Source organism: Chromobacterium sp. IRSSSOUMB001 (assembly GCF_023507765.1).
GTDB classification, from domain to species: Bacteria; Pseudomonadota; Gammaproteobacteria; order Burkholderiales; family Chromobacteriaceae; genus Chromobacterium; species Chromobacterium haemolyticum.
The window spans coordinates 313,046-337,633 of sequence record NZ_JALCYU010000004.1 but is presented as its reverse complement, the minus strand read 5'-3'; the positions used below and the strand labels follow the sequence as shown (position 1 = coordinate 337,633).

At 59.2% G+C, this 24,588-nt stretch carries 25 protein-coding genes and 1 tRNA gene; 17 read left to right on the top strand and 9 right to left on the bottom strand.

Annotated features, from left to right (window positions below):
* Positions 1–124: 124 nt before the first annotated feature.
* Together MOV80_RS07645 and glnK are read right to left on the bottom strand one after the other, a co-directional pair.
* On the bottom strand, positions 125–1,438 hold the full coding sequence (locus MOV80_RS07645) for an ammonium transporter (RefSeq protein WP_019103590.1): 1,314 nt from the start codon (positions 1,436–1,438) through the stop codon (positions 125–127).
* Between the two features lie 29 nt (positions 1,439–1,467).
* Positions 1,468–1,806 (bottom strand): P-II family nitrogen regulator, encoded by a 339-nt coding sequence (gene glnK, locus MOV80_RS07640; protein ID WP_019103589.1) that lies wholly within the window; start codon positions 1,804–1,806, stop codon positions 1,468–1,470.
* Between the two features lie 312 nt (positions 1,807–2,118).
* On the opposite strand from glnK, the gene MOV80_RS07635 reads away from it, so the two are divergent.
* The 6 genes from MOV80_RS07635 to MOV80_RS07610 all read left to right on the top strand — a co-directional run bounded on the left by MOV80_RS07635 (position 2,119) and on the right by MOV80_RS07610 (position 6,404).
* The gene (locus tag MOV80_RS07635) at positions 2,119–2,406 is read left to right on the top strand and encodes an accessory factor UbiK family protein (protein ID WP_019103588.1); all 288 of its coding nucleotides are present in this window, start codon (positions 2,119–2,121) and stop codon (positions 2,404–2,406) included.
* A gap of 5 nt (positions 2,407–2,411) precedes the next feature.
* Complete coding sequence (locus MOV80_RS07630; RefSeq protein WP_019103587.1) at positions 2,412–3,920, top strand: YifB family Mg chelatase-like AAA ATPase; 1,509 nt, start codon at positions 2,412–2,414, stop codon at positions 3,918–3,920.
* A 149-nt stretch (positions 3,921–4,069) separates the two neighbouring features.
* On the top strand, positions 4,070–4,720 hold the full coding sequence (locus MOV80_RS07625; RefSeq protein WP_019103586.1) for an SPOR domain-containing protein: 651 nt from the start codon (positions 4,070–4,072) through the stop codon (positions 4,718–4,720).
* Positions 4,721–4,746: 26 nt separating this feature from the next.
* Positions 4,747–5,358 carry a thiol:disulfide interchange protein DsbA/DsbL gene (locus MOV80_RS07620; RefSeq protein WP_039756185.1) on the top strand — a complete coding sequence of 204 codons (612 nt, stop codon included), beginning with the start codon at positions 4,747–4,749 and terminating at the stop codon, positions 5,356–5,358.
* A gap of 83 nt (positions 5,359–5,441) precedes the next feature.
* Positions 5,442–6,263, top strand: coding sequence for an undecaprenyl-diphosphate phosphatase (locus MOV80_RS07615; protein ID WP_191186002.1), 822 nt, complete (start codon positions 5,442–5,444; stop codon positions 6,261–6,263).
* 64 nt (positions 6,264–6,327) lie between these two features.
* Positions 6,328–6,404 (top strand) — tRNA-Met (locus MOV80_RS07610).
* Between the two features lie 131 nt (positions 6,405–6,535).
* Here the strand turns inward: MOV80_RS07610 and purB are convergent.
* From purB to ffh, 3 genes are all read right to left on the bottom strand, one after another.
* Positions 6,536–7,906: an adenylosuccinate lyase gene (gene purB, locus MOV80_RS07605; RefSeq protein ID WP_043591371.1), complete on the bottom strand. Its 1,371-nt coding sequence runs from the start codon at positions 7,904–7,906 to the stop codon at positions 6,536–6,538.
* Positions 7,907–7,971: 65 nt separating this feature from the next.
* Complete coding sequence (locus MOV80_RS07600; protein WP_081575323.1) at positions 7,972–8,868, bottom strand: hypothetical protein; 897 nt, start codon at positions 8,866–8,868, stop codon at positions 7,972–7,974.
* Between the two features lie 49 nt (positions 8,869–8,917).
* Complete coding sequence (ffh, locus tag MOV80_RS07595) at positions 8,918–10,273, bottom strand: signal recognition particle protein (RefSeq protein ID WP_019103785.1); 1,356 nt, start codon at positions 10,271–10,273, stop codon at positions 8,918–8,920.
* Between the two features lie 107 nt (positions 10,274–10,380).
* Here ffh and ccsA point away from each other — a divergent pair, with 107 nt between their 5' ends.
* Positions 10,381–11,202 (top strand): cytochrome c biogenesis protein CcsA, encoded by an 822-nt coding sequence (ccsA, locus tag MOV80_RS07590; protein WP_019103784.1) that lies wholly within the window; start codon positions 10,381–10,383, stop codon positions 11,200–11,202.
* 34 nt (positions 11,203–11,236) lie between these two features.
* Positions 11,237–11,617 (top strand): helix-hairpin-helix domain-containing protein, encoded by a 381-nt coding sequence (locus tag MOV80_RS07585; protein WP_118268328.1) that lies wholly within the window; start codon positions 11,237–11,239, stop codon positions 11,615–11,617.
* Positions 11,618–11,671: 54 nt separating this feature from the next.
* Here MOV80_RS07585 and MOV80_RS07580 read toward each other — a convergent pair whose 3' ends face one another.
* Positions 11,672–13,150 carry a deoxyribodipyrimidine photo-lyase gene (locus MOV80_RS07580; RefSeq protein WP_345944380.1) on the bottom strand — a complete coding sequence of 493 codons (1,479 nt, stop codon included), beginning with the start codon at positions 13,148–13,150 and terminating at the stop codon, positions 11,672–11,674.
* A 271-nt stretch (positions 13,151–13,421) separates the two neighbouring features.
* Here MOV80_RS07580 and MOV80_RS07575 point away from each other — a divergent pair, with 271 nt between their 5' ends.
* The 7 genes from MOV80_RS07575 to yacG all read left to right on the top strand — a co-directional run bounded on the left by MOV80_RS07575 (position 13,422) and on the right by yacG (position 20,264).
* Positions 13,422–14,552 carry a porin gene (locus MOV80_RS07575; RefSeq protein WP_107732857.1) on the top strand — a complete coding sequence of 377 codons (1,131 nt, stop codon included), beginning with the start codon at positions 13,422–13,424 and terminating at the stop codon, positions 14,550–14,552.
* A gap of 220 nt (positions 14,553–14,772) precedes the next feature.
* Entirely contained in the window at positions 14,773–16,479 is a 1,707-nt protein-coding gene (pilB, locus tag MOV80_RS07570; RefSeq protein WP_019100887.1) for a type IV-A pilus assembly ATPase PilB, read from the top strand.
* 71 nt (positions 16,480–16,550) lie between these two features.
* Complete coding sequence (locus MOV80_RS07565; RefSeq protein WP_107732856.1) at positions 16,551–17,774, top strand: type II secretion system F family protein; 1,224 nt, start codon at positions 16,551–16,553, stop codon at positions 17,772–17,774.
* Positions 17,771–18,640, top strand: a complete 870-nt coding sequence (locus MOV80_RS07560) for an A24 family peptidase (RefSeq protein WP_043591355.1) — start codon at positions 17,771–17,773, stop codon at positions 18,638–18,640. Before MOV80_RS07565 ends, MOV80_RS07560 begins: the two co-directional genes overlap by 4 nt.
* Positions 18,630–19,241, top strand: a complete 612-nt coding sequence (gene coaE / locus MOV80_RS07555) for a dephospho-CoA kinase (RefSeq protein ID WP_043591353.1) — start codon at positions 18,630–18,632, stop codon at positions 19,239–19,241. Before MOV80_RS07560 ends, coaE begins: the two co-directional genes overlap by 11 nt.
* Before the next feature lie 38 nt (positions 19,242–19,279).
* Complete coding sequence (gene zapD, locus MOV80_RS07550; RefSeq protein WP_019100891.1) at positions 19,280–20,038, top strand: cell division protein ZapD; 759 nt, start codon at positions 19,280–19,282, stop codon at positions 20,036–20,038.
* 37 nt (positions 20,039–20,075) lie between these two features.
* A complete protein-coding gene (gene yacG, locus MOV80_RS07545) occupies positions 20,076–20,264 on the top strand; it encodes a DNA gyrase inhibitor YacG (RefSeq protein WP_019100892.1) in 189 nt (62 codons plus the stop codon).
* 65 nt (positions 20,265–20,329) lie between these two features.
* On the opposite strand, the gene MOV80_RS07540 is transcribed toward yacG, so the two are convergent.
* Positions 20,330–21,571, bottom strand: coding sequence for an N-acetylmuramoyl-L-alanine amidase (locus MOV80_RS07540; protein WP_019100893.1), 1,242 nt, complete (start codon positions 21,569–21,571; stop codon positions 20,330–20,332).
* Entirely contained in the window at positions 21,532–22,023 is a 492-nt protein-coding gene (gene tsaE, locus MOV80_RS07535) for a tRNA (adenosine(37)-N6)-threonylcarbamoyltransferase complex ATPase subunit type 1 TsaE (RefSeq protein ID WP_019100894.1), read from the bottom strand. The genes MOV80_RS07540 and tsaE overlap by 40 nt, the downstream gene beginning before the upstream one ends.
* Between tsaE and queG the strand changes: the two genes are divergently transcribed.
* Positions 22,016–23,098 (top strand): tRNA epoxyqueuosine(34) reductase QueG, encoded by a 1,083-nt coding sequence (gene queG, locus MOV80_RS07530; RefSeq protein ID WP_324606831.1) that lies wholly within the window; start codon positions 22,016–22,018, stop codon positions 23,096–23,098. The two genes, tsaE and queG, sit on opposite strands and share 8 nt — an antisense overlap.
* Positions 23,099–23,101: 3 nt before the next feature.
* Here the strand turns inward: queG and MOV80_RS07525 are convergent, their stop codons facing one another.
* Entirely contained in the window at positions 23,102–23,518 is a 417-nt protein-coding gene (locus tag MOV80_RS07525; RefSeq protein ID WP_019100896.1) for a MaoC family dehydratase, read from the bottom strand.
* Positions 23,519–23,835: 317 nt separating this feature from the next.
* Between MOV80_RS07525 and MOV80_RS07520 the strand changes: the two genes are divergently transcribed.
* Positions 23,836–24,585, top strand: a complete 750-nt coding sequence (locus MOV80_RS07520; RefSeq protein ID WP_107732854.1) for an electron transfer flavoprotein subunit beta/FixA family protein — start codon at positions 23,836–23,838, stop codon at positions 24,583–24,585.
* Positions 24,586–24,588: the final 3 nt, after the last annotated feature.

Genomic DNA, 24,588 nt, shown 5'->3' with positions numbered 1-24,588 from the left:
GACAGGTTCTTAGCCGTTTTCGTGTTGTCTCGTCCGGGCTCCCCGGAGTTTAAGCACCCTCTCTGGCAAAAAAAAGGGCGCCAGCGGCGCCCCAAGTCCCTTACCACAACAAGAAAATTTGGATTTATTCGACGCGCTCCCCGTGCAGGGTCACATCCAGTCCCTCGCGTTCTTCGTCTTCCGCGACGCGCAGTCCAATTGCTACATCGATCAGCTTAAGCAGGATGAAGGTGACGACGGCGCAATAGGCCGCGGTGACGCCCACGCCTAGCGCTTGAGCGGCGAGGCTGCCTTCCGCGCCGCCGATTTCTTTGACGGCGAAGACACCGGTGAGTAAGGCGCCCAGGATGCCGCCGATGCCATGTACGCCGAAGGCGTCCAAAGAGTCGTCATAGCCCAGCATGTGCTTGAGTCCGGTGGCGCCCCAGAAGCACACCACGCCGGCTGCCAGGCCGATAATCAGCGCGCCTTTGACGTCGACGAAGCCGGCCGCGGGCGTGATGGCGACCAAGCCGGCGACCGCGCCCGAGGCAATGCCCAGCACCGAAGGTTTTTTCTTGGTGAGCCATTCGGCAAACATCCAGGCCAGCGCGGCGGCGGCGGTGGCAAGTTGGGTAGTGACCATGGCCATGCCGGCGCGGCCGTCTGCAGCAACGGCGGAACCGGCGTTGAAGCCGAACCAGCCCACCCACAGCATCGATGCCCCCACCAGGGTTAGCACCAGGTTATGGGGGGGCATCGCTTCCTTGCCAAAACCGACGCGCTTGCCCAGTACCAAGGCGGTTACCAAGCCGGCGATACCGGCGTTGATGTGCACTACGGTTCCGCCGGCGAAGTCCAGCACGCCCTTGTCCGCCATCCAGCCGCCCGGCGCCCAGACCCAGTGCGCTACCGGTACGTAGACCAGCAAGGACCATAGGGTCATAAAGACCAGCATCGCGGAAAACTTCATTCGCTCGGCGAAGGCCCCGGTGATCAGCGCGGGGGTGATGATGGCGAAAGTCATCTGAAAGGTCATGAACACCGATTCAGGTATGGTGCCGGCCAGCGGATGTACCGCCAATTTGCCGGCGTCTTTCAGGTAAACCATGCCGTCCAGCATCACGCGGCTCAAGTCGCCGAGATAAGGCGTGCCGACGGTGAAGGCCAGGCTGTAGCCGATGACCGCCCACAGCACCGTGATCAGCGCGGTGATGGCGAAACTTTGCATGAGCGTCGCCAGCACGTTTTTCTTGCGCACCATGCCGCCATAGAACAGCGCCAGGCCGGGAATCGTCATGAACAGAACCAAGGCGGTGGAGATCAGCATCCAGGCGGTGTCGCCGGCGCTGATGCTCTTGGCGTCGGCAATCGCCGGGCCTGCCGGCGCGGCGGCGAACGCCAGCGGGGCCATTAGGCCCAAGCCGGCGAGCTGAATGGTTGCGAGCAGTTTTTTCATTGTCGTTTCCCCTAAGTCTCTATTGCGGTTCAGACCGCGTCGGCGCCGGTTTCGCCGGTGCGGATGCGCACCACTTGTTCCAGATCGTAAACGAAGATCTTCCCGTCGCCGATCTTGCCGGTGCGGGCGGATTTTTCGATGGCTTCCACGACTTGGTCGAGCAAAGCGTCGTCTATGGCGATCTCCAGTTTGACCTTGGGCAGGAAGTCCACCACGTATTCGGCGCCGCGGTAGAGTTCGGTATGCCCTTTCTGGCGACCAAAGCCTTTGACTTCGGTGACGGTGACTCCTTGCACGCCGATGGAGGACAAGGCTTCGCGGACTTCGTCCAGCTTGAAGGGCTTGATAATGGCAGAAACGAGTTTCATGACTGCTCCTTGGGTCTGATGATCCGGTGTCTTGAGTTGAGCGCTGCTGTCGCGTCAGTACGCATGAATCGTGCCAGGCCGGATTGGCGCAAAAGAAAACGCTAAGATCATGTTGCAATGCAAAAAAGGTCTGTACTGGCCTTTTTGGCACTTTCCCGGTGCATGCGGCGATGAGGGGCCGCACTGATTTGGTGCCGCGAAGGGCGCGGAGTTGGGATGGGGGTTGCCAATGGGTACGCGCTGGCGGGTAGCGGACTTGGCTTTTTGCTACACTCTGCTCTGTTATCACTTATTCACTCAAGGAGCCGCGTCATGTTGAGCCAAAAGCTGTTCGAGGAAATCGGCAACAAGATCAGCGAAACTATTGCCGCCAGTCCGGCCAAGGACATCGAGAAAAACGTCAAAGCGATGATGGCCTCTACATTCAGCAAAATGGATCTGGTGACGCGCGAGGAGTTCGACGTGCAGCAGGAAGTGTTGGTGCGAACTCGGGAGAAGCTGGCTCAACTGGAGCAGAAGCTAGCGCGCTTAGAGGCGCAGGTGTTCCCGGAGGAGGCGCGAGCCACGGTAGAGGCTCAATCAGAACTCGGCCATTCCTGAGCGACATGGCGCTGGCTGTGGTCGCAAGTCGGGCGCTGGCCGGAGTGGACGCGCCTGAGGTTGCGGTGGAAGTGCATTTGGCCAACGGCTTGCCCGCTTTCACCATTGTCGGCTTGCCTGATCTGGAGGTGAGGGAAAGCCGGGAGCGAGTCCGCGCGGCAATCTTGACCTCTGGTTTTGAGTTCCCGGCCCGGCGCATCACCGTCAACCTGGCCCCGGCCGATCTTCCCAAAGACTCCGGCCGTTTTGACCTGCCCATCGCCATTGGCATTCTTGTTGCCAGCGGACAGGTACGCTGTCCCAAATTGGCGGAATATGAAATCGCGGGAGAGTTGGCGTTGACCGGGGCCCTGCGGCCGGTGCGCGGGGCCTTGGCGATGGCGTGCAAAACGAGGGAGGCGGGGCGCGCCTTCATCTTGCCGGTAGCCAGCGCCAGGGAGGCCGCTGTGCTTGAGGGCATGCCTTTGTATGGCGTGAGCACCCTGGTTGAGGCCTGCGCCTTTCTCAACGGTCTCTCCGAGCTGGAGCCGTACCGACAAGAGGGCGGTTCGTCCCGCTCGCTTCCGGATTACCTTGATCTATTGGATATCAAAGGCCAGTCCATGGCGCGCCATGCGCTGGAAGTAGCCGCGGCAGGGCGGCATAGCCTCTTGTTGATCGGCCCGCCCGGCACCGGCAAATCCATGTTGGCCGCCCGCCTGCCCGGTATCTTGCCCGGCATGCCGGATGAAGAGGCGCTGGAAAGCGCCGCCGTGCGTTCTTTGGGGACCGATGGCTTTGCCCTGGACGATTGGGGCGTACGGCCGTTCCGTTCTCCGCACCATACCGCGTCCGCGGTTGCGCTGGTGGGCGGTGGCAGCGATCCCCGGCCTGGAGAAATTAGCCTGGCGCATCATGGGGTCTTGTTTTTGGACGAATTGCCGGAGTTCGATCGTAAAGTGCTGGAGGTCTTGCGCGAGCCGCTGGAGGCCGGAGTAATCCACATTTCGCGCGCCGCGCGCCAAGCCAGTTTTCCCGCGCGATTTCAGCTGATTGCGGCAATGAATCCCTGCCCGTGTGGCTATCTTGGGCATTTCAGCGGAAAATGCCGGTGCACGCCCGAGCAAGTGGGGCGCTATCGAGGTAAAATATCCGGTCCCTTATTGGACCGCATCGATTTGCATGTTGAAGTGCAGTCCTTGCCTGCCGACGAGTTGGTGGATGGGGCCGCCGGCGAGCCCAGCGCTTTGGTGCGTGAACGGGTGGAGTCGGCGTATCGTCGACAATTGGCGAGGCAGGGAAAGGCGAATGCCGGCTTGAGCGGGGCCGAACTTGAAGCGCTTGGCGATTTTCACGCCGAAGGGCTGGCATTATTGCGGCAAGTTTTGGACAAGATCGGCTTGTCGGCGCGGAGTTATCATCGGATACTTCGGGTTTCCAGAACCATTGCCGATTTGCAGGGTCAGGCTATGGTCATGCGGGAGCATGTGTTGCAGGCGATTCAATTACGACGAGCTGCAATGCCTAATGGCTAACAATAAATAAAGAATTGATCAATCCAGATAGTTTGTTGAACTATTTGATTAGTTAAAAGCGTAAGTGCTGCATGGCAAATCGAGATTTAAAAAATTCCTCCCGTAGTTCCCGTGGCCGCTCATCCAGCTCTAAGAGCGGAGGCGGCGGCATGGTGGCGGGCATCGTCATCGGCCTGATCGTCGGCGTTGCCGTCGCGGTTGGCCTCGCCATGTATCTGAATAAGTCCTCTACGCCGTTCAGCAACTTGGAAAAGTTGGATCGCAAAGCGGCCGGCGCTTCCGCGCCGCCGACGGAGCTGCTGGCTCCGGGCACGCGCATTGCGGATGCAGCTTCGGAAACCACTACTGCGCCGGCCCCGGTGGCCAAGCCGGCTCAGGAGGCGCCGTCCGCTCCACCGCCGATGCCGGCGGAAGCTCCCGCCAAGCCGGCCGCAACCGCGCCGGCGACCAAGGACGCAGGCAAGGAAGAGCAGCGCTTTGATTTCTACAAGATCTTGCCTGGGCAGGTGGATGCGGTGCCCGGCAAGAACGGCAAGGCGGCGGAACCTTCTGCTCAGCAGGCAGCCAAAAAGGTCTACTTGCAGCTGGGTTCCTTCCAGAATCAGGACGAGGCGGACAACCTCAAGGCTAAGCTGGCTTTGTTGGGCGTGGAGGCCAAAATCCAGTCGGTGACTGTGCCGGAAAAGGGACTGGTGCATCGGGTCAGGGTGGGGCCGTATAGCCGCCAGGACGAGGTGGACCGAGTGAAGGCTCAGTTGAAGCAGGATGGCATTGGCGCGACAGTCGTCAAGGCGGAATAAACTCTTCCTCTATTAGGGAATCGATAATGAAAAAGTGGTTATTGCTTTCGTTGATGCTGTTCAGCGGCCTGGCAAACGCGGCGATTGAGCTGGGCAAGGATTACACCATGCTGGCGACGCCGCAGCCGGTGGCGGATCCGAAAAAGGTGGAGGTGATCGAGTTCTTCTCCTATCACTGCATTCACTGCCTGGAGCTTGAGCCGGCGATGAGCGCTTGGGAAAAGAGCAAGCCCGCCGACGTGGCGTTCTCCAAGGAGCAGATCGTGTGGCAAAAGTCGATGGAAGGCTTCGTGCGCATGTTCTCCGCCTTCAAGACCTCCGGTTCCTACGACAAACTGCACCGCCCGGCTTTCGAGGCTGTAGTGAAGTCGCGCATCAATCTGTCTGACGAGAGTGTGTTCGCTAACTGGCTCAAGCAGCAGAAGGGCGTTGACGCCGCCAAGGTGATGCAGGCGTACAAATCCTTCGGCGTGAACGCGCAGGTGGCCAAGGCGGCCAAGATGACTCGCGATTATGCGATCCAGGGCACCCCGACGGTGATCGTCAACGGCAAGTACGTGGTGACGCCGGTGGCGCCGGAGCGCATGGTGCAGGTGATCAACGAGCTGGTGGCCAAAGCCCGAGCCGAGAAAAAATAAGAATCGAGCAAGACGCTTGGTGAAGAAGGCAGCCCTGGGGCTGCCTTTTGTGCGTATTAATCCTTGATGGGGGATGGGTGGACATGGATGTGATGCTGTTGGCCAAGGCTTTATTACTGGGCATTGTCGAAGGGGTGACGGAGTTTTTCCCGATTTCCAGCACCGGGCATTTGATTGTGGTGGGGGACCTGATCGGTTTTCAAAACAATGCCGACGTGTTTGAGGTGGTGATTCAGCTGGGGGCGATCCTGGCGGTGGTTTGGGAATACCGCCAGCGTTTTCTGGGCGTGGCGCAGGGCGCTTTGCAGCGGGATGCGCAGTCGTTGCGCTTCATCAGCAACTTGCTGGTGGCCTTCCTGCCGGCGGCGGTCATCGGTTTCTTCGCGATCAAGGCGATTAAACACTATTTGTTCAACCCGCTGACCGTGGCGCTGGCCTTGGTGGTGGGCGGCATCATCATTCTGCTGGTTGAGCGCAGGCAGCGCGTGCCGCGGGTGAACAGCGTGGATGCGATGAGCTGGCAAGACGCCTTGAAAGTGGGGGTCGCTCAGGTGTTTGCCATGGTACCCGGCACATCGCGCTCCGGTTCCACCATTATCGGCGGCATGTTGTTTGGCCTGGACCGCAAAGTAGCCACTGAGTTTTCCTTTTTCCTGGCGGTGCCTACCATGTTCGCGGCCACGTTCTACGATGTGTACAAGCATTGGCACCAGTTCACCGCCGCGGATGTGCCGGTGATAGGCGTTGGTTTCATCGCGGCGTTCATCAGCGCTTTCTTCGCGGTGCGTGGTTTGATTCGCTATGTGTCCAGCCACAACTTCAATGCGTTCGCTTGGTATCGCATCGTATTCGGCTTGGTGATATTGGCTACATGGCAGTTGGGCTGGGTGGATTGGAGTGTTTGAATTGGCTCAAGATAGAAATATCTTGACAGCCAAGAATGGCTTGTATAATATGCAACCTCTCTGACGCGGGGTGGAGCAGTCTGGTAGCTCGTCGGGCTCATAACCCGAAGGTCGTAGGTTCAAATCCTGCCCCCGCAACCAAATTCAAAAACCCAGCTTTCTTTTGAAAGCTGGGTTTTTTGTTTTCCTTCCAGTGGTCTGTCCGATCAATGGCCGCTGAATTAAAAAAACCGCCGGGTAACGGCGGCTTTTTATTGCTCGAGCAGGCGTGATTAAATGCGCTTGGCCAGTTCCGATGCCTTGCCGATATAGCTGGCCGGGGTTAATTCCAGCAGGCGGGCTTTTTCCGTTTCCGGTAGTTCCAGGTTTTTGATGAAGGCATGCAAGGTTTCACGGGTGATGCCGCCCTTGCCGCGCGTCAATTCCTTCAGCTGTTCGTACGGATTGGGCACGCCGTGGCGCCGCATTACGGTTTGTACTGGCTCCGCCAACAGTTCCCAACTATTGTCCAGATCGGCGGCAATCGCCTGTGGATTGATTTCCAGCTTGTTCAAGCCCTTCAGGCAGGCTTTGAGGCCAAGAATGGTGTAGCCGAAGCCCACGCCCATATTGCGCAGAACCGTGGAGTCGGTCAGGTCGCGCTGCCAGCGCGATACCGGCAGTTTTTCCGCCAAGTGGCCCAGGATGGCGTTGGCCATGCCCAGATTGCCCTCGGCGTTTTCGAAGTCGATAGGGTTGACCTTGTGCGGCATGGTGGAGCTGCCGACTTCGTCCTTCTTCACCTTCTGCTTGAAATAGCCCAGCGAGATATAGCCCCAGATATCGCGGTTCAGGTCTACCAGGATAGTGTTGACCCGCGCCAGAACCTGATACAGCTCGGCCATATAGTCGTGCGGTTCGATCTGGATGGTGTAAGGGTTGAAGGTCAGACCCAGGCCGGTGACGAAGCGGCCGCAGAAGCTTTCCCAGTCGATGTCGGGGTAAGCGACCAGATGGGCGTTGTAGTTGCCCACCGCGCCGTTGATCTTGCCGAGGATTTCCTGGTGTACCAGTTGTTCGCGTTGGCGTTTCAGGCGGTAGACCGTATTGGCCAGTTCCTTGCCCATGGTGGACGGTGTCGCCGGCTGGCCGTGGGTACGGCACATCATCGCGGTGTCGGCCAGCTCATGCGACAGTTTTTGCAGCTTGTGGATGACTTCGTCGATGGTGGGCAGCACTACGGTGTTGCGCGCGGTTTTCAGCATCAGCGCGTGCGACAGGTTGTTGATGTCTTCGGAGGTGCAGGCGAAGTGGATGAATTCGCTGGCCGCCATGACTTCCGGGTTGCCGGACAGACGTTCCTTCAGCCAGTACTCGATGGCTTTCACGTCGTGATTGGTCCGCGCCTCGATGGCTTTGACTTCTTCGCCGTGCTGCACGTTGAAGTTGGCGATCACGTCGTCGATTTCACGGATGGTGGCTTCCGAGAAGGAAGGCACTTCCTCGATGCCTGGCTCAGCGGCCAGCATTTTCAGCCATTCCAGCTCCACTTTAATGCGGAACTTCATCAGGCCGTACTCGGAAAACAGATTGCGCAAGGCCTCGACTTGGCCGGCGTAGCGGCCATCCAGGGGGCTTAGGGCGGTCAGCGTGGTCAGGTTCATGCTGGGTAGTTCCAAACGTGGGTTGCCGGTGTTCTGGCGGGTTGCGGTACAAAATCCCTTAATGCTCAACGCAGGCGTCGCGCGAGCGCCGCGGCCAACTCCTCCGCGGCTTGCGGCCGGAAGCGGAAAAACAGCTCCGGTTCGATCATTTCCAACTCCATGACCGCCAGGCGGCCATGGTTGTCGCGAATCACGTCGACGCGCGCGTACAGCACGTCGAAAGGCACTGCTTGCACGGCGGCTTCTGCAAAGGCGATCTCTTGCGCGTCGGCCTGATGCGGGTGCACCTGGCCGCCGTGGTCGTCCTGCACGCGGAAGTCGCCGGACTTCGGCGTTTTGCGGATGGCGTGGCTGAAATGACCATCGATGACGATCAGGGACAGCTCCCCCTGAGTCAACACGCTGTGTTGCATGGGTTGCAGCAACATGGCTTCTTGTTGGATCAGCTCGGCATACACGCATTCCAGCGTTTCAGCGTTCGCCGGGGCGACGCGATAGGTGTGCCGGGCGGCGCCGGAGACGACCGGCTTCAAGATGGCGTCGTTCCAGCCTCGTTCCGCCAGTAGTTGGCGCAGTGTTTGCGGCGCGCCTTTCTCAATGTAGTGCGTGTCCACCGTATGAACAGCGTTTTGTTGCAGTTCGGCCAGGTAGTGTTTGTCCAGATTCCAGCGAATGAGCCCAATCTCGTTGAATAGCCGCGTTTGGCCGGCCGCGCGCGCCAGCCAGTTGGAAAACGCGGGCAGGCGCTCGAAGTAATCCCAAGTGGTGCGGAACAGCGCGCAGCGCGCGTCGGCCCAGTCCATGTCCGGGTCATCCCAGGCCAGACGACGAACAAGCAAACCCTGGCGCTGTAGCGCTGTCAGGACCAAACCGTCCTCATGATGAACCTGGCGGCGATACCAGTCGCGGTCGTCCGGCGGCAGCAGGCGCGAATCGGTCAGAACGGCAACATCGAGCGACATCGAAATCCTTTTACATCAAGAAAAACGGGTGCCAGGCACCCGTTTCAGCTTACATGCCGGGCATCATGCCCTTCATGCCGCGAAGCATTTTCATCATGCCTCCCTTGGAGGAGAACTGCTTCATCATTTTCTGCGTCTGCTCGAACTGGTTCAGCAGCTTGTTGACTTCCTGTACCGTCACGCCTGCGCCGGCGGCGATGCGTCGCTTGCGGCTGGCTTTGAGCAACTCTGGTTTGTGGCGTTCTTGCGGTGTCATCGAGTTGATGATGCCTTCAATGCGGCGCATGGCTTTCTCCGCCTCCGCGCCCTGCACGCCTTTGGCCATCTGGCCCAGCTGTCCCGGCATTTTCTCCAGCAGATTGCTCATGCCGCCCATTTTCTTCATCTGCTGCATCTGGGCCTTGAAGTCCTCAAGGTCGAAACCCTTGCCGGATTTCAGCTTCTTGGCCATGGCGGCGGCTTCGTCCTGATCGATGCCTTTTTGCACTTCCTCGATCAGCGACAGCACATCGCCCATGCCCAGAATGCGGCTGGCGATCCGGTCCGGGTGGAAGGGTTCCAGGCCGGACACCTTTTCGCCGACGCCGATGAATTTGATTGGCTTGCCGGTGATGTGGCGGACCGACAGCGCCGCGCCGCCGCGCGAGTCGCCGTCCATCTTGGTGAGGATGACGCCGGTCAGCGGCAGCGCTTCATTGAAAGCCTGGGCGGTGTTGACCGCGTCTTGGCCTTGCATCGCATCGACGACGAACAGGGTTTCCACCGGATTCAGCGCCGCGTGCAGCGCCTTGATCTCGGCCATCATCGCCTCGTCGATGGCCAAGCGGCCGGCGGTGTCGACCATCAGGACATCGAAGAAATGGCGCTTGGCGTGATCCACCGCGGCGCGGGCGATGTCGATGGGATTCTGGTCGCCGGAAGAGGGGAACCATTCGACTTCGACCTGCTGGGCCAGCAGTTTCAACTGTTCGATCGCGGCGGGACGGTAGACGTCGGCGGAGACGACCAGCACTTTTTTCTTCTGGGTCTCTTTCAGCAGCTTGGCGAGTTTGCCCACCGTGGTGGTTTTACCGGCGCCCTGCAGGCCGGCCATCAGTACGATGGCAGGGGGCACGGCCGCCAGATTGAGGGCGTCGTTCTTCTCGCCCATCAATTTGGTCAATTCTTCATTGACCACGCCCACCAAGGCCTGGCCCGGAGTCAGGCTGCCGGCCACGTCCTGGCCCAGGGCGCGTTCCTTGACCTGGGCGATAAAGGTTTTGACCACGGGCAGGGCGACGTCGGCCTCCAGCAGGGCCATGCGCACTTCGCGCATCGCGTCCTGGATATTGGCCTCGGTCAAGCGCGCATTGCCGCGCAGATTTTTCATCACGCCGGACAGGCGGCTGGTCAGGTTGTCTAGCATGGTGCGTCCTTACTTCTGCCAACGGCTTGCCGGTTGGTGTAGACTCTCAAACCATTGATTTTACCACGAGCCGCCGGGCTGCACCCGGTTTTGATAAAACACCCGCCATGACCAGCTTCCTGCTCATACTTTCTATTGCGTTGATCCTCTCTTACGGGGTCTTCACCTGGCATTACTTCGCCAACTGGCGAGGCTTGGCTTGCTGGCCGCGCAAGCCGCGGCTGGAACACAGCCTATTGGGCGTGCTGCTGCTGCTGCAGGCGATAGCCGTGCTGTTACCGCTGACACAGGGGGCATTGCTGTCTCTTGGCGTTGGCCGCGCGCTGTCGGTAATGGTGTGGATCATGCTGCTGATTTATTGGACCTGCAGTTTTTTCTATCGCGTGGAAGGCTTGCAGCTGTTCATGATGCCGCTGGCGATGGCCGCGCTGGGTTTCGCCTTGCTGTTTCCCGGCCAACACGTGGTTCAGGATCTGAGCAATCCGGCTTTTGTGCTGCATATCCTGGTGTCCTTGTTCGCCTACAGCCTGTTCGCCATCGGCGCTCTGATCGCTATTTTGATGCTGTTTTTGGAAAAGGCTCTGCACGATAAACGGGCGTCTCCGCTGGTTAGGCAATTGCCGCCTTTGCTTTCCCTGGAAAAAATGATGTTCCAAGTGATTGGCGTCGGCTTTTTGTTGTTGACGGTTTCTTTGTTGACCGGGGTGGTGTTTTCCGAGGAAGTGCTGGGGCATGCCGCAGCGCTGACGCACAAGACGGTTTTCGCCGTGTTGTCATGGTTGCTGTTCGGCGGCTTGTTGATCGGCCGCAAGTTGCAAGGCTGGCGAGGCCGGGTGGCGATTCGTTGGACTTTGGCCGGTTTCCTGTCCTTGGCGCTGGCTTACATTGGGAGCAAGGTCGTCATAGAATTGATCCTGCAACGCGGTTGAGGTTGCTCAGTCCTGTCTCACAAGGAGATCAATGATGAAAAAATTGTTAGCCCTGTTTGTCGCCCTGATGCTGATTTGCGGCACCGCTTTTGCCGCCGTCAACATCAATACCGCTAACCAGCAGGAGTTGGAGGCGCTGAATGGTATTGGCCCGGTCAAGGCCAAGGCGATTGTGGAATACCGCGCCAAAAACGGGCCGTTCAAGAGTGTTGACGATCTGAAGAATGTCAGTGGAATCGGCGACAAGACCTTGGAGAAACTGCGCAGTGAGATCGCGGTCAGCGGAGTGTCCAGCGCTGCTCCGAAAGCGGCGGTCAAGCCCGCTGCCGCAGCCAAACCGGCTGCTGCTGCGGCCAAGCCGGTGGCCGGAGCCAAGAAAGAAGCTTCCAAGCCGGCGGCCAAGAAAAAGCCCTGACCCCCCGCCCGGCAACGGTTTGCAGGAAACAGCGCCCGCATCTACGGGCGTTTTTCATTGCTTGCCGAACAGGGCCAACGCCAACTGTCGTTGCTTGGCGTGATCGACGATGGGAAGCGGATAGTCTCGGCCCAGTTTGAGGCCTTCTGGCAGCGTCTTGGCTTGCCAGGGGGCGTGAATCGCCTGATCGTTTAGCGCCGCCAGCTCCGGTACGTAGCGGCGGATGAAGCGTCCATCCGGGTCGAATTTCTGCGATTGAGTGACCGGGTTGAAGATGCGGAAATAGGGCTGTGCGTCGCAGCCGGTGGAGGCGGCCCATTGCCAGCCGCCGTTGTTCGACGCCAGATCGAAATCCAACAGTTTCTCCGCGAAATAGCGTTCTCCCAGGCGCCAATCAATCAGCAGATCCTTGACCAGAAAGCTGGCGGCGATCATGCGCAGCCGGTTGTGCATATAGCCGGTTTGGTTCAGTTGTCGCATAGCCGCATCAATCAGCGGATAACCGCTTAGTCCTTTCTGCCAGCTTTCCAACCAGTCCAGACGGTTGGGAAAGGGCAGATCGCGGTATTGCGGCTTGAAACTGTGAGTGGCCGCATCCGGGAAGTGCCACAGCAGTTGCTGATAAAACTCCCGCCAGATCAATTCCTTCAGCCAGCACATAGCGCCTTCGCCGCCGTCGAAGCAGGCGAATTGCACCAATTGGCGAATCGAGATGGTGCCGAAGCGCAAGTGGGTGGAGAGGTAGGACACGCCTTTTACGCCGGGATAGTCTCTTTGTTGATGGTAGCGTTGAATGCGTTGCTGGCAAAAATCGGCAAACAGTTCTTTTGCGCCGGACGCGCCCGGCGCCAGCAAGCAAGGCTCGGCCTGGCCAAATCCTAGTTCTGTCAGGCTGGGCATGGCCGGCGTACCCGCTGGTGGGCGCAGTCGGCCAGTCAGCGGCGGCACGGTCAGCGCTTGGCTGTGCTGTGGGCTCAGCTTCTTGAGCCAGGCATTGCAATACGGGGTAAACACGGTGAATGGCTTTCCGCTGGCCGTGAGTAGCTCGTCCCGGGCGAAAATGACCTGGTCCTTGTAGGCGTGAAAGGTCTTGCCGATCGTCGCCAAGGTTTGGGCAACCATCGTGTCTCGCCGGCGCGCATAAGGCTCGTAATCCTCGTTCGCGTAAACGGCGTCGGCACCTAGCTGCGCTGCCAGCCTGGGGATGACGTCTTGCGCTGGTCCCGTTTCGCACCACAGATCGCCACCCGCCGCGCGCAGGGTATCCTGAATCTCCCGCAAGGACTGCCAGATGAAGCCGAGGCGTCGATCGGTGGGGGGGAGTGTGTTGAGAATATTGCTATCGAAAACAAAGACGCATTGAACCGGCAGCCCCGAGGCAAGCGCTTGCCGTAAGGCGTGGTTGTCTTCCAGGCGCAAATCGCGTCTGAGCCAGTAAAGAGCGGTCTTGCTTACAGGTGGATTCGTTGTGGTTTGGTTGTCTGACAATGTGTTGTCCTTTTTTGTGTCTGGTGGTTTGTTGCTTTTTTGCACCAAGTTACCGCTTGTGTTGTGTAATTGCATCTTAATGGTTGGGGTATTTAGGAGCTTGGCTCATGTAAAACAATGGTTTGTGATGATGGTGTTGTTTTTTTGAGTGATTTTTTGTCGAAAGTACATGCTGTTTTTGTTTTTTCGCAACGTCGGTCTTATATTGAGGCTAGCGATCACCGAAGCATATCGGTGGCACATAAATGTCCGGGTTCTCTGGCTTTAGAGCAGCGAAATCAACAGGACAACATCAACTGACTTGAAAGGAACTGCAATGAACAAGACGCATATCGCTCTTGCAATCGCCGCCCTGATGCCGGCCGCCGCCGCGATGGCCGACGTCACCATCTACGGTGAAATCCGTGGGGGTTACGAGTACAACAAGACTTACCGTGCGAGCACCGCCCTGGACTCTAACGGTAAGCCGCAAGGCAACTCCCAGATCAACGACTGGACTTCACGTATCGGCTTTAAGGGCAATGAAGATCTGGGCAATGGCCTGAAAGCCATTTGGCAGGTGGAGAATCGTGTGAATATCGACGGCTCCGAATCCTCCGGCTTCAATACTCGCGATAGCTTCATCGGCTTGGCCGGCGACAGCTGGGGTAAGTTCCGTCTGGGCCGCCTGTCCAACTACGCCAACGATATGATGGAGCAAGTTGATCCGGGTTACTACAGCTCGCAAAGCGTAGGGGGGTTGGCTTACTTCACTCGTCTTGACGACCGTGTCAACAACGCCGTTCGTTACGACAGCCCGAACTGGGCCGGCTTCAGTTTTGCGTTCCTATACGGTACCGACGAAGCTCGCGGCGCAAGCACCGATGGCAGTCGCACTAATCGCCAGACTTGGAACCTGGGTCTGAGCTATGAGAACTCCGGCTTCTTCGGCAAGTACAACTATCAACACTGGGGCGATGCTAATAAGGCACTGGTGTCTGGCGGACGTAGCTCGAACAAAGATTGGCACCGCTTCGAAGGCGGCTACATGGCCAACAATATCTACGCGGCTTTGGGCTATCAACAAATTCGCGGCTATATCGACGGCACCGCCGGCGCTTACGCTGATAGCAAGGGCGTGTTGTATAACAAAGCTGCCTTTAACGCTTTGACAGCCGGTTCCAGCAATCTGGATGTGAGCAAAGAGGTGAAAACCCGTGAGTTGGCACTGACGCTGGGCTACACCTTCGGTTCCTTGACCCCGTACTTCTCCTATGTCAAGGGTTACGACATCAGCGTTGGCGGCAGCGATGTCAACAACTCAGGTTACGACCAGTACGTGCTGGCTCTGGATTATGCCTTGTCCAAGCGTACCGAGGTTTACACTTCCTACGGCCACGTGAAATGGAAGGGTAACAACGTGGAGAAGGAAAACTCCTTCGGCTTGGGTCTGGTGCACCGCTTCTAAGCGCACTTGAGTATGATCTTGAAAGGACTGCTTCGGCAGTCCTTTTTGTTTTTGGCTTGGCTGCCGATGGAATCCGGTCGCGCCGGGATTTAAGTCAAAGCAGCATCCGCATTTTGCATATAATGTTGTAACGGTAGTGCGGCTGTCTTCAAGGTGGCGAGCTTTGATACGGGGCGCCGCGCAGTGTCGTCCAATCTGTTCACAGGTGAGTTGCAAGCGTATGGAAGCTTCGGCTGGGATTTCCGGCTTGGGTCGGGCCTTGGTGCAAAACAATATGCTGTTGCAGCAGGATGCGGACGCCATTCTGCGCCAGTCTCAGGCGTCGCATATCAGCTTCGTCGAGCAGCTGATTCAGAGCAAGAAGATGACGGCGCAAGATGTTGCGATGTTCGCGTCCAAGACCTTTGGTTACCCCTTGTTGGACATGTCGGCCATTGATCTTGATCAGTTGCCCAAGGGCGTGGTTGATGACGAGTTGATCGCCAGCCGGCGCTTGCTGCCCCTGCTCAAGCGCGGCAACAAGCTGTATGTAGGCACCTCCGATCCCACCCAGACCTCGGCCTATCACGCCATCACCTTCAAGACCGGTATGACGGTGGAAATCGTGGTGGTGGAGGATGATAAGCTGGGCAAGATGCTTGGCAAGTACAGCGAGGACGCCACCGCCGCAATCAAGGCTCTGGAGAACGAGGATTTTGGCGATCTTGAATTCGCCGATCCGGATGCGCCGACGGATACCGGTCCACAGCCAGATGTCGACGATGCGCCGGTGGTCAAGTTCATTCATAAGGTGTTGTTGGACGCTATCAATGGAGGCGCGTCCGATATTCATTTCGAGCCCTATGAGAAGTTTTACCGCATTCGCTACCGGGTAGACGGGGTGTTGAAGGAGATTTCACAGCCGCCTCTGGTATTGAAGGAAAAGATCGCCTCTCGGATCAAGGTGATTTCCAAGTTGGATATTTCGGAGAAGCGGGTGCCGCAGGACGGTCGGATGAAGCTGGTCATTTCCAAGGCGCGGGCGATCGACTTCCGGGTCAGCACCTTGCCCACCTTGTACGGCGAGAAGATCGTGATGCGTATTCTGGACTCGTCGGCGGCGAATCTGGATATCGAGCAGCTGGGCTTCGAGCCGGAGCAGAAACGGTTGTTGCTGGAGGCTATCGGACGCCCCTACGGGATGGTGTTGGTTACCGGTCCCACCGGCAGTGGTAAAACGGTGTCGCTGTATACCTGTCTTAATTTGTTGAACAAGCCGGACATCAATATCGCCACGGCGGAAGACCCTGTGGAAATCAACTTGCCGGGCATCAATCAGGTCAACGTCAACGAGCGAGCCGGCTTGACCTTCGCTTCGGCCTTGAAGGCCTTCCTGCGTCAGGATCCGGACGTGATCATGGTGGGTGAGATCCGGGATTTCGAAACGGCGGACATCGCGATCAAGGCGGCTCAGACTGGCCATATGGTGTTTTCCACTCTACACACCAATAACGCGCCGGCGACTTTGACCCGGATGCTGAATATGGGGGTGGCGCCGTTCAATATTGCCAGCTCGGTGCTGCTGATCATGGCGCAGCGTTTGGCGCGTCGTCTGTGCGCGCATTGCAAGAAACCTGCGGAGATTCCGGAGGAGGCATTGCTGCGGGCGGGATTCAAGCAAGAGGAGTTGGACGGAAGCTGGAAGCCCTATGCGCCGGTAGGGTGCGAGGAGTGCCGCAACACTGGCTACCGCGGCCGTACCGGCATTTACGAAGTGATGCCGATTACCGACGCGATGACGCGTTTGATCATGCAGAATGGCACCGCCATCGATATCGCCGACTTGGCGCGCAAGGAGGGCATGGTGGACTTGCGCCACGCCGGTTTGCTGAAGGTGAAGGCGGGCTTGACCTCGTTGACCGAGATCGAAGCGGTGACTAACGAATAAAAGCGGTTTCGCGCCTCCGGCAGCAGCCGGAAAGCTGACTTAACGGCTTGGAATAAGAAAGAGGCCATGGAATGGCAGTCACGGTAGCGAAAAAAGCGACGCCGGGCTTTGTCTGGGAGTGGGAAGGCAAGGACAAGGCGGGCAAGGCGATACGCGGGGAATTGAGAGCGGAGTCCGAGGCGGTGGCCAAGACTCAGCTGCGGCGTCAAGGCATCAATGTCGTCAAGATCAAGCGTCGGCGCGCCGGGTTTGGCAAGCGCATCACCGAGCGGGACATCACCCTGTTCACCCGGCAGTTGGCGACCATGATGCGCGCCGGCGTGCCCCTGTTGCAGGCCTTCGACATCGCGGCCAAGGGCCACAGTAATCCCGCCGTGACCAAGATGCTGCTGGAGGTGCGCGCCGACGTTGAAACCGGCTTGTCGCTGGCGGAGGCATTCCGCAAACGTCCCTTGTACTTTGACAAGCTGTTCTGCAACATCATCGCCGCGGGCGAAACCGGCGGCGTGCTGGACTCCTTGCTGGACAAATTGGCCACTTACAAGGAAAAAGTGATGGCGATCAAGGGTAAGATCAAGTCGGCCCTGATCTATCCGTCCGCCATTGTCGGCACCGCCTTCATCATTACCGCCGTGATCATGATTTACGTGATTCCGGCGTTCAAGGATTTGTTCTCCAGTTTCGGCGCTAATTTGCCGGCGCCGACGCTGTTCGTGATCTGGTTGTCGGATGGCTTTGTCCATTACTGGTGGCTGATCTTCGGGGTGGTTTTCGGCAGTCTGTTCGGCTTTCTCTACGCCTTCAAGCGCACGCCCAAGTTGCAAGAGCGGATGGATCGCATCCTGCTGCGCCTGCCGGTGATCGGCGATATCATCCGCAAGGCCACCATCGCGCGCTGGGCGCGCACCTTATCCACCTTGTTCGCCGCCGGGGTGCCGCTGGTGGAAGCGCTGGATTCGGTGGGCGGCGCCTCCGGCAACCAGGTGTACGCGGATGCCACCAAGCGGATTCAGAACGATGTCAGCACCGGTTCCAGCCTCAACTATTCGATGCAGCGGACCGACTTGTTCCCTAATATGGTGCTGCAGATGACCTCGATTGGGGAGGAGTCCGGTTCGTTGGACCAGATGTTGGACAAGGTGGCAGATTTTTACGAAGAAGAAGTCGACAATGCGGTTGCCGCGCTGTCCAGTTTGCTGGAGCCGGCCATCATGGTGATTCTGGGGGTCTTGATCGGCGGTTTGATCATTGCGATGTATATGCCGATTTTCAAAATGGGGCAGGTGGTTGGATGATTGAGGAGTGGCGCTGGATCGCCGGCTCGTATCCGCTGGCTTTCGCCGGCGCGGCGCTGGCGCTGGGTTTGTTGGTTGGCAGTTTTCTGAATGTGATCATTCATCGCTTGCCCAAGATGCTGGAGGCCGAGTGGCGGCGCAATTGCGTTGATTGTCTGCAGTTGGAAGAGGACGAGACGTCCGAGCCCTACAACTTAATGCGGCCTGCCTCGCACTGCCCGCAATGCCGGGCCGCGGTGCGTCCGTGGCAGAATATCCCGGTATTGAGCTTTGTGTTGCTGCGCGGACGCTGCGGCAGTTGCCGAGCCAAGATCCCTTGGCGCTATCCGGTCGTGGAGCTGTCGACTGGGCTGTTGTTCGCTTTCCTGGCCTGGCGTTTCGGCTGGTCGGAACAGCTGCCGGCCTATATGGGTTTGACCGCGGTGCTGCTGGCCCTGACTTTTATCGACGCGGATACGCAGCTGCTGCCGGACAACCTGACTTTGCCCTTGCTGTGGGGGGGCTTGTTATTCAATTTGCTGACCGGCACCGTGCCGCTGGCCGACGCGGTGATAGGCGCGATGGCGGGCTATCTGTGCCTGTGGTTGCTGTTTCACGGCTTCAAGCTGGCCACCGGCAAGGAGGGCATGGGCTATGGCGACTTCAAGCTGCTGGCCGCTTTGGGCGCGTGGTTGGGGTGGACTTTGCTGCCCTTGGTGATTTTGCTGTCTTCGCTGGTGGGGGCCGTGGTGGGCGTGATCTTGATTTTGCTGTCCAAGCACGGACGCGGTCAGCCGCTGCCGTTTGGCCCTTATCTTGCGGCCGCCGGCTGGATCGCTTTGATCTGGGGGCAGGACATTGTGAATTGGTATTTGCATGCCTATTAAAGTCGTGGGTTTGACCGGCGGCATTGGTTCCGGCAAAAGCGCGGCGGCTGATCGTTTCGCTGAATTGGGCGTGCCGGTGATTGATACCGACGCCATCGCGCATGAGTTGACCGGCCCGTGCGGCGCGGCGATGCCGGCCTTGGAGGCTGAGTTCGGCGCGGAGGCGGTGCGAGCGGATGGTGGTTTGGATCGGGGCTGGATGCGCGAGCGGGTGTTCGCCGACTCAGGCAGCCGGCAGCGGCTTGAGAGCGTGTTGCATCCGCTGATCCGACGGCAGAGCGAAGCCGGGGTGGCCGCTGCGCGCGGGCCGTATTGCGTGCTGGTGGTGCCCTTATTGTTCGAAACCGGGCATTATCTGCCGATGCTGTCGCGTACCTTGCTGGTGGACTGCGACGAGTCGGTGCAACTAGAGCGGGTGATGCGGCGCAACGGCATGGACGAAAAAGCCGTGCGCGCGATCATGGCGGCGCAATGTTCGCGAGCGCAGCGACGTGAACGCGCCGACGATATAATTTGTAATAATGACAGCTTGGCTGCATTGAGGCTTCAAGTCGACGCCAAACACGATTATTATCTTGCCAGCCTAGCCGATAGATCATAACCGGGCTCTCGCGAGCCAAGCAGAAGGGCCGATGCGCCGTGATCAGTTTTGAGTTTCCCGTCACCGAGCGAACCCGCATCCTGCTCCGCCTGGAGCATCTCTACGCACGTCTTGGGTATTTCATCGGCAAGGACCATCCGTATGATCATCATGCGGCCCTGCTGGTGTTGTTCGAGCTGATGGAAACCGCCTCGCGCGCGGATTTGAAGGCGGATCTGCTGCAGGAGCTGGAGCGGCAGAAACAGATGCTGGAAGCGCTGCGCGAGAATCCGCAAGTGGCGGAGGAGACCCTGGAGGGGGTGCTGGAGGACATTGAGCACGCGTCCAGCCGTTTGCTGGCGCTGACCGGCAAGTTTGGTCAACACTTGCGTGAAAACGAGTGGCTGATGGCGATCAAGCAGCGCGCGGGCATTCCCGGCGGCACCTGTCAGTTCGATTTGCCGTCCTATCATCAGTGGCAGCAGAAGTCGGCTGAAGTGCGGCGCCAGGATATCAAGCGCTGGGCGTCGCCGTTGATGCCCACCGCCGAGGCGGCGGGCATTCTGTTGACCCTGTTGCGCGATAGCGGCAAGACCCATCATTACGTGGCGCGCCGAGGCGTGTTCCAGCAGATGTCCGGCGGCAAGGTGGTGCAGCTGATCCGTGTGGCCTACGACGGCGGCCTGGAATTGCTGCCCGAGCTGTCCGCCAATAAATATGCGCTCAATATCCGCTTTGTCAGCGCGGTGACCGGGGAGTCCCGGCCGCGGCAGACCGAGCAGGATGTCGAGTTTCACCTGACCAATTGCAAATTCTGACCGGCGTGCGCTGGTCTTTGCCCCGTTTTGAGAAACCATGTCTGATTCTGTTCGCGTTGTCGCCTGTCCCACTTGTCACGCTCCGGTGCGCTGGGAGCCGCAAAGCCAGTTCCGTCCATTTTGCAGCAAGCGCTGCCGTTTGATTGATTTGGGCGAGTGGGCGTCGGAAAGCTACCGGGTGCCGGCGCAGGAAGAGTCGCCGAGCGAGGCGAGCCGCGGCGAGTGAGCGCCCGGCCTCAATGAAAAACAGGTCCCGTACGGGACCTGTTTCGTTTGGGGGGAGGGAGCTGCTCAGGCTCGGGCGGCCAGCGCCGCGCCTTGCGAAAAATAACCCTTCATGCCGGTGAAGATGGCATTGGCCATTTGCTGCTGGAAGTCGCTGCTGAGGAGGCGCTGTTCTTCCTCCGGGTTGGAGATGAAGGCGGTCTCCACCAGGATGGACGGGATGTCTGGCGCTTTCAGCACCGCGAAGCCGGCTTGCTCCACCGCGCTCTTGTGCAGTTTGTTGAGGCCGCCCAGATGCCCCAGCACGGTCTTGCCCAGTTTCAGGCTATCGTTGATGGTGGCGGTCTGGGTCAGGTCCAGCAGGGTGTGCGCCAAGTATTTGTCTTTGCTGCCAATCTTGACGCCGCCGATCAGGTCGGCGTCGTTCTGGCTTTGCGCCAGTGCCTTGGCGAAGGCGCTGGTAGCGCCTTTTTCCGACAGCGCGAACACCGAGGATCCGCGCGCGGCGCGGTTGGGCGCGGCGTCGGCGTGGATGGACACAAAGAGGTCGGCGTTCAGCTTGCGGGCCTTGGCCACACGCACGCCCAGCGGGATGAACACGTCCTCCTCGCGGGTCATATAGGCCTTCATATTGCTTTCCGCGTCGACCAGCCGTTTCAACTGTTTGCCGATGCGCAGCACCACGTCTTTCTCGCGAGTGCCGTTCAGGCCGACGGCACCGGGGTCTTCGCCGCCGTGGCCCGGGTCCAGCATCACGATGATGGGGCGGTTGCTGTCTTTTTTCTTGGGCTTGATCTGCGGCGCAGGCTGTTCCAGCTTGCCCTTGTTGTAGTCCTGCAGCAGGGCGAGCAGGGGATCGTCTTGCTGGCCGCCGGCCGGGTAAAGATCCACCACCAGCCGGTGTTTGTATTCGGCCACCGGTGCCAGGGTGAAGGCTTGCGGCTTGACGTCGGCTTTCAACTCCAGCACCAGGCGTACGGTTTCCGGGTCGAACTGGCCGGCGCGGGCGGTCTTGATATAGGGGTCGGCGGCGGAAATCTGGCCACCGATGTCTTTCAGCACGCTGTTGAGCTGCACGCCTTGCAGGTCGATCACCAAGCGGTTGGGGTTGGGGATGGTGAACTGCTTGTATTGGATGGCCTCGCTGGCTTCCAGCGTGATGCGGGTATAGGTCGACGCAGGCCATATGCGCAAGGCGACAACCTGGCTGCCGGAGGCGAAGCCGACGCGGCTCACCGACAGCATGAAGGTGGCGGCCGCGGCACCGATCAAGCGGCGGCGGATGGGGTCGAAAGTCGAATCAGGCATGACTGTCCGGTTTCTGAGTGGGCAAGTAAACGATAATTGCGACCATTTCCGGCCACGGCTAGTTCCAACACGATGTCGGCGCGCGGCAGCAGGTCCGCGGCCTTGTCCGGCCATTCGACCAGACACAGGCTGTCCGGACCGAAGTATTCGCGGAAGCCTGCATCCTCCCATTCCTCGGGGTCGGCGAAACGGTACAGGTCGAAATGGTGCACGCTATAGTGAGGAAAAGAATAGCTCTCCACCAGAGTATAGGTGGGGCTTTTGACCTTGCCGGCATGGCCGAGCGTGGTCAGCAGGCCGCGCGTGAACGTGGTCTTGCCTGCGCCCAGATCGCCTAATAGATAGACGACGAGGCCGGCTTGCGCCGCTTCGGCGAAGGCTTTGCCCAGCGCCAGAGTAGCGGTTTCATCTTCCAGGTAGCCGCAGCGAACGCTGGTATCATCCATGGCCATGACCGAAAACTCTTTACAAAAAACGGATTATCCCGAATTGGCGCGCCAAATCAAAGCCTGGGCGCGCGAATTGGGTTTCGCCGACGCCAGAATCGGTCGCGCCGGCCTGCCGCCGGAGGCGGAACAGAAGTTGAACGCCTGGCTGGCCGCCGGTTATCACGGCGAGATGGACTATATGGCTCGCCACGGCTCCTTGCGGGTCAAGCCGGCGGATCTGGTGCCCGGCACCCTGTCCGTTATTTCTCTGCGCATGCATTACTGGCCGCAGGCCCGCGCTTCGGCCGAAGTGCTGGCAGACGGCGGCAAAGCCTATTTATCGCGTTACGCGCTGGGACGCGATTATCACAAGGTCTTGCGCAACCGGCTGCAGGCGCTGGCGGAGCGGATCAAGCGGGAAATCGGCGATTTCGGCTACCGGGTGTTCACCGATAGCGCTCCTGTGGCGGAGGTGGCGCTGGCGGCCCAGGCCGGCTTGGGCTGGCGAGGCAAACATACTCTGCTGCTGACCAAGAACGAGGGCTCCTTGTTTTTCCTGGGGGAGGTCTTCACCGATCTGCCCTTGCCGGAGGACGAGGCGGAGGACGGTCATTGCGGCCGCTGCACCCGCTGCATCGATGTCTGTCCCACGGCGGCCATCGTCGCGCCCTATACCGTGGACGCGCGGCGCTGCATTTCCTACCTGACGATAGAATTGAAGCGGGCGATTCCGGAGGAGATGCGGCCCTTGATCGGCAACCGTGTTTACGGTTGCGACGATTGTCAGTTGTTCTGTCCGTGGAACCGTTTCGCGGTCGATAGCCGTGAGACGGATTTTGCGGTGCGTCATGGTCTGGACGACGTGAGCTTGCTAGAGTTGTTCGCTTGGAGCGAGGCCGAGTTCAAGGAAAAGATGGCTGGCAGCCCGATTTACCGCATCGGCTACCTTAAGTGGCTGTCTAACTTGGCGGTGGGCCTGGGTAACGCGCCCACCACGCCGGAAGTGGTGGCGGGGCTGCGGGCGCGTTTGGATTTTCCCGACGAAATGGTGGCCGAGCCGGTGCGCTGGGCGCTGGGCCGGCACGGCGTCATCGTCTGAAGCTCAGGGTTTGCTGGGCGCCTTGACCAAGGATTCGCCTTCCAGCACCACCTTGCCGCGGACCGAGCATTGAGTCGCCAATTTGACGAAGTGTTTGTCCGGGTTCAGCTCTATCACGGTGGCGCGGGCGGTTACGGTGTCGCCGATGCGCACCGGCGCTTTGAAACGGGTGGATTGCGATAGATAGATGGTGCCGTGGCCGGGCAATTGGGTGCCCACTACGGTGGAGATCAGGCTGGCGGTCAGCATGCCGTGCGCGATGCGTGTCTCGAACGGCGTTTGTTCCGCGTATTCCTGATTGATGTGCACCGGGTTGTTGTCGCCGGATACGGCGGCGAACATCAGCACGTCGGCTTCGGTGATGGTCTTGCTGAATTCGGCGAAATCGCCGAGCTGAAGATCTTCAAACCAAACAGTCATGACCGCTCCTGACTTGATATGACGATAAAATGCTGCGGTGCATTGTGACAGCTTTTGGCCGAAATGCAAATTACCGAGAAATCACGTACTATCGGCGATAAGTTGCGTTTTTGCCACGCTGTATGCAATACAAATCAACCAAACGCTCGTTTGAATTTGTCCTTGGGGCATAATCAGGCTTGCTTCGGCAATTGCTGCTTCCGCGTTCGATCAATCCAGAGCGGCATTTCTGAAACGGCCGCGCTTGGCGGCGCGGCGGCGGTTATAAGCCGCTCCAGGTTTCTTTTGAGAGATGTCCAGAGGTTTGTTGGAGGAATATGAAAGTTCTAGTCGCTGTGAAACGCGTTGTGGATTACAACGTGAAGGTTCGGGTCAAGGCCGACGGCACTGACGTGGATATCGCCAACGTCAAGATGTCGATGAACCCGTTTGACGAAATCGCGGTGGAAGAGGCGGTGCGCCTCAAGGAAGCCGGCAAGGTCAGTGAAATCGTGGCGGTGTCGCTGGGCGTCAAGCAATGCGAGGAAACGCTGCGCACCGCGCTGGCGATGGGAGCCGACCGCGCCATCCTGGTGGAGACCGACGTCGAATTGCAGCCGCTGGCAGTGGCCAAGCTGTTGAAGGCGGTGGCGGACAAGGAGCAGCCGCAGCTCTTGATCGTGGGCAAGCAGGCGATTGACGACGACGCCAACCAAACCGGCCAGATGGTGTCCGCGCTGTTGGGCTGGGGCCAGGGCGCTTTCGCCTCCAAGGTGGAACTGTCGGCGGAGACCGTGGACGTGACCCGCGAGATCGACGGCGGTTTGGAAACCGTCAAGCTGCGCCTTCCTGCGGTGGTCACTTCCGACCTGCGCTTGAACGAGCCGCGTTTCATCAAGCTGCCCAACATCATGGCGGCCAAGAAAAAGCCGCTGGACAAGACCACGCCGGCGGAGCTGGGCGTGGACGCCGCTCCCCGTCTGAAGACGTTGAAGGTGGCGGAGCCTTCCAAGCGCAGCGCCGGCATCAAGGTGGCCAACGCCGCCGAGCTGGTCGCCAAACTGAAAACCGAAGCAAAGGTGCTGTAAGCC

Excerpts from the sequence above, each read along its gene's own strand:
- MOV80_RS07645 (WP_019103590.1), bottom strand. The coding sequence starts at position 1,438 with ATGAAAAAACTGCTCGCAACCATTCAGCTCGCCGGCTTGGGCCTAATG.
- MOV80_RS07540 (WP_019100893.1), bottom strand. The coding sequence starts at position 21,571 with ATGCCTGATTCGACTTTCGACCCCATCCGCCGCCGCTTGATCGGTGCC.
- glnK (WP_019103589.1), bottom strand. The coding sequence starts at position 1,806 with ATGAAACTCGTTTCTGCCATTATCAAGCCCTTCAAGCTGGACGAAGTC.
- MOV80_RS07520 (WP_107732854.1), top strand. The coding sequence starts at position 23,836 with ATGAAAGTTCTAGTCGCTGTGAAACGCGTTGTGGATTACAACGTGAAG.
- ccsA (WP_019103784.1), top strand. The coding sequence starts at position 10,381 with ATGACCAGCTTCCTGCTCATACTTTCTATTGCGTTGATCCTCTCTTAC.
- ffh (WP_019103785.1), bottom strand. The coding sequence starts at position 10,273 with ATGCTAGACAACCTGACCAGCCGCCTGTCCGGCGTGATGAAAAATCTG.
- queG (WP_324606831.1), top strand. The coding sequence starts at position 22,016 with ATGGCCATGACCGAAAACTCTTTACAAAAAACGGATTATCCCGAATTG.
- MOV80_RS07635 (WP_019103588.1), top strand. The coding sequence starts at position 2,119 with ATGTTGAGCCAAAAGCTGTTCGAGGAAATCGGCAACAAGATCAGCGAA.
- yacG (WP_019100892.1), top strand. The coding sequence starts at position 20,076 with ATGTCTGATTCTGTTCGCGTTGTCGCCTGTCCCACTTGTCACGCTCCG.
- MOV80_RS07615 (WP_191186002.1), top strand. The coding sequence starts at position 5,442 with ATGGATGTGATGCTGTTGGCCAAGGCTTTATTACTGGGCATTGTCGAA.
- MOV80_RS07560 (WP_043591355.1), top strand. The coding sequence starts at position 17,771 with ATGATTGAGGAGTGGCGCTGGATCGCCGGCTCGTATCCGCTGGCTTTC.
- MOV80_RS07620 (WP_039756185.1), top strand. The coding sequence starts at position 4,747 with ATGAAAAAGTGGTTATTGCTTTCGTTGATGCTGTTCAGCGGCCTGGCA.
- MOV80_RS07575 (WP_107732857.1), top strand. The coding sequence starts at position 13,422 with ATGAACAAGACGCATATCGCTCTTGCAATCGCCGCCCTGATGCCGGCC.
- MOV80_RS07625 (WP_019103586.1), top strand. The coding sequence starts at position 4,070 with ATGGTGGCGGGCATCGTCATCGGCCTGATCGTCGGCGTTGCCGTCGCG.
- pilB (WP_019100887.1), top strand. The coding sequence starts at position 14,773 with ATGGAAGCTTCGGCTGGGATTTCCGGCTTGGGTCGGGCCTTGGTGCAA.
- MOV80_RS07525 (WP_019100896.1), bottom strand. The coding sequence starts at position 23,518 with ATGACTGTTTGGTTTGAAGATCTTCAGCTCGGCGATTTCGCCGAATTC.
- purB (WP_043591371.1), bottom strand. The coding sequence starts at position 7,906 with ATGAACCTGACCACGCTGACCGCCCTAAGCCCCCTGGATGGCCGCTAC.
- MOV80_RS07630 (WP_019103587.1), top strand. The coding sequence starts at position 2,412 with ATGGCGCTGGCTGTGGTCGCAAGTCGGGCGCTGGCCGGAGTGGACGCG.
- coaE (WP_043591353.1), top strand. The coding sequence starts at position 18,630 with ATGCCTATTAAAGTCGTGGGTTTGACCGGCGGCATTGGTTCCGGCAAA.
- MOV80_RS07565 (WP_107732856.1), top strand. The coding sequence starts at position 16,551 with ATGGCAGTCACGGTAGCGAAAAAAGCGACGCCGGGCTTTGTCTGGGAG.
- MOV80_RS07585 (WP_118268328.1), top strand. The coding sequence starts at position 11,237 with ATGAAAAAATTGTTAGCCCTGTTTGTCGCCCTGATGCTGATTTGCGGC.
- tsaE (WP_019100894.1), bottom strand. The coding sequence starts at position 22,023 with ATGGCCATGGATGATACCAGCGTTCGCTGCGGCTACCTGGAAGATGAA.
- MOV80_RS07600 (WP_081575323.1), bottom strand. The coding sequence starts at position 8,868 with ATGTCGCTCGATGTTGCCGTTCTGACCGATTCGCGCCTGCTGCCGCCG.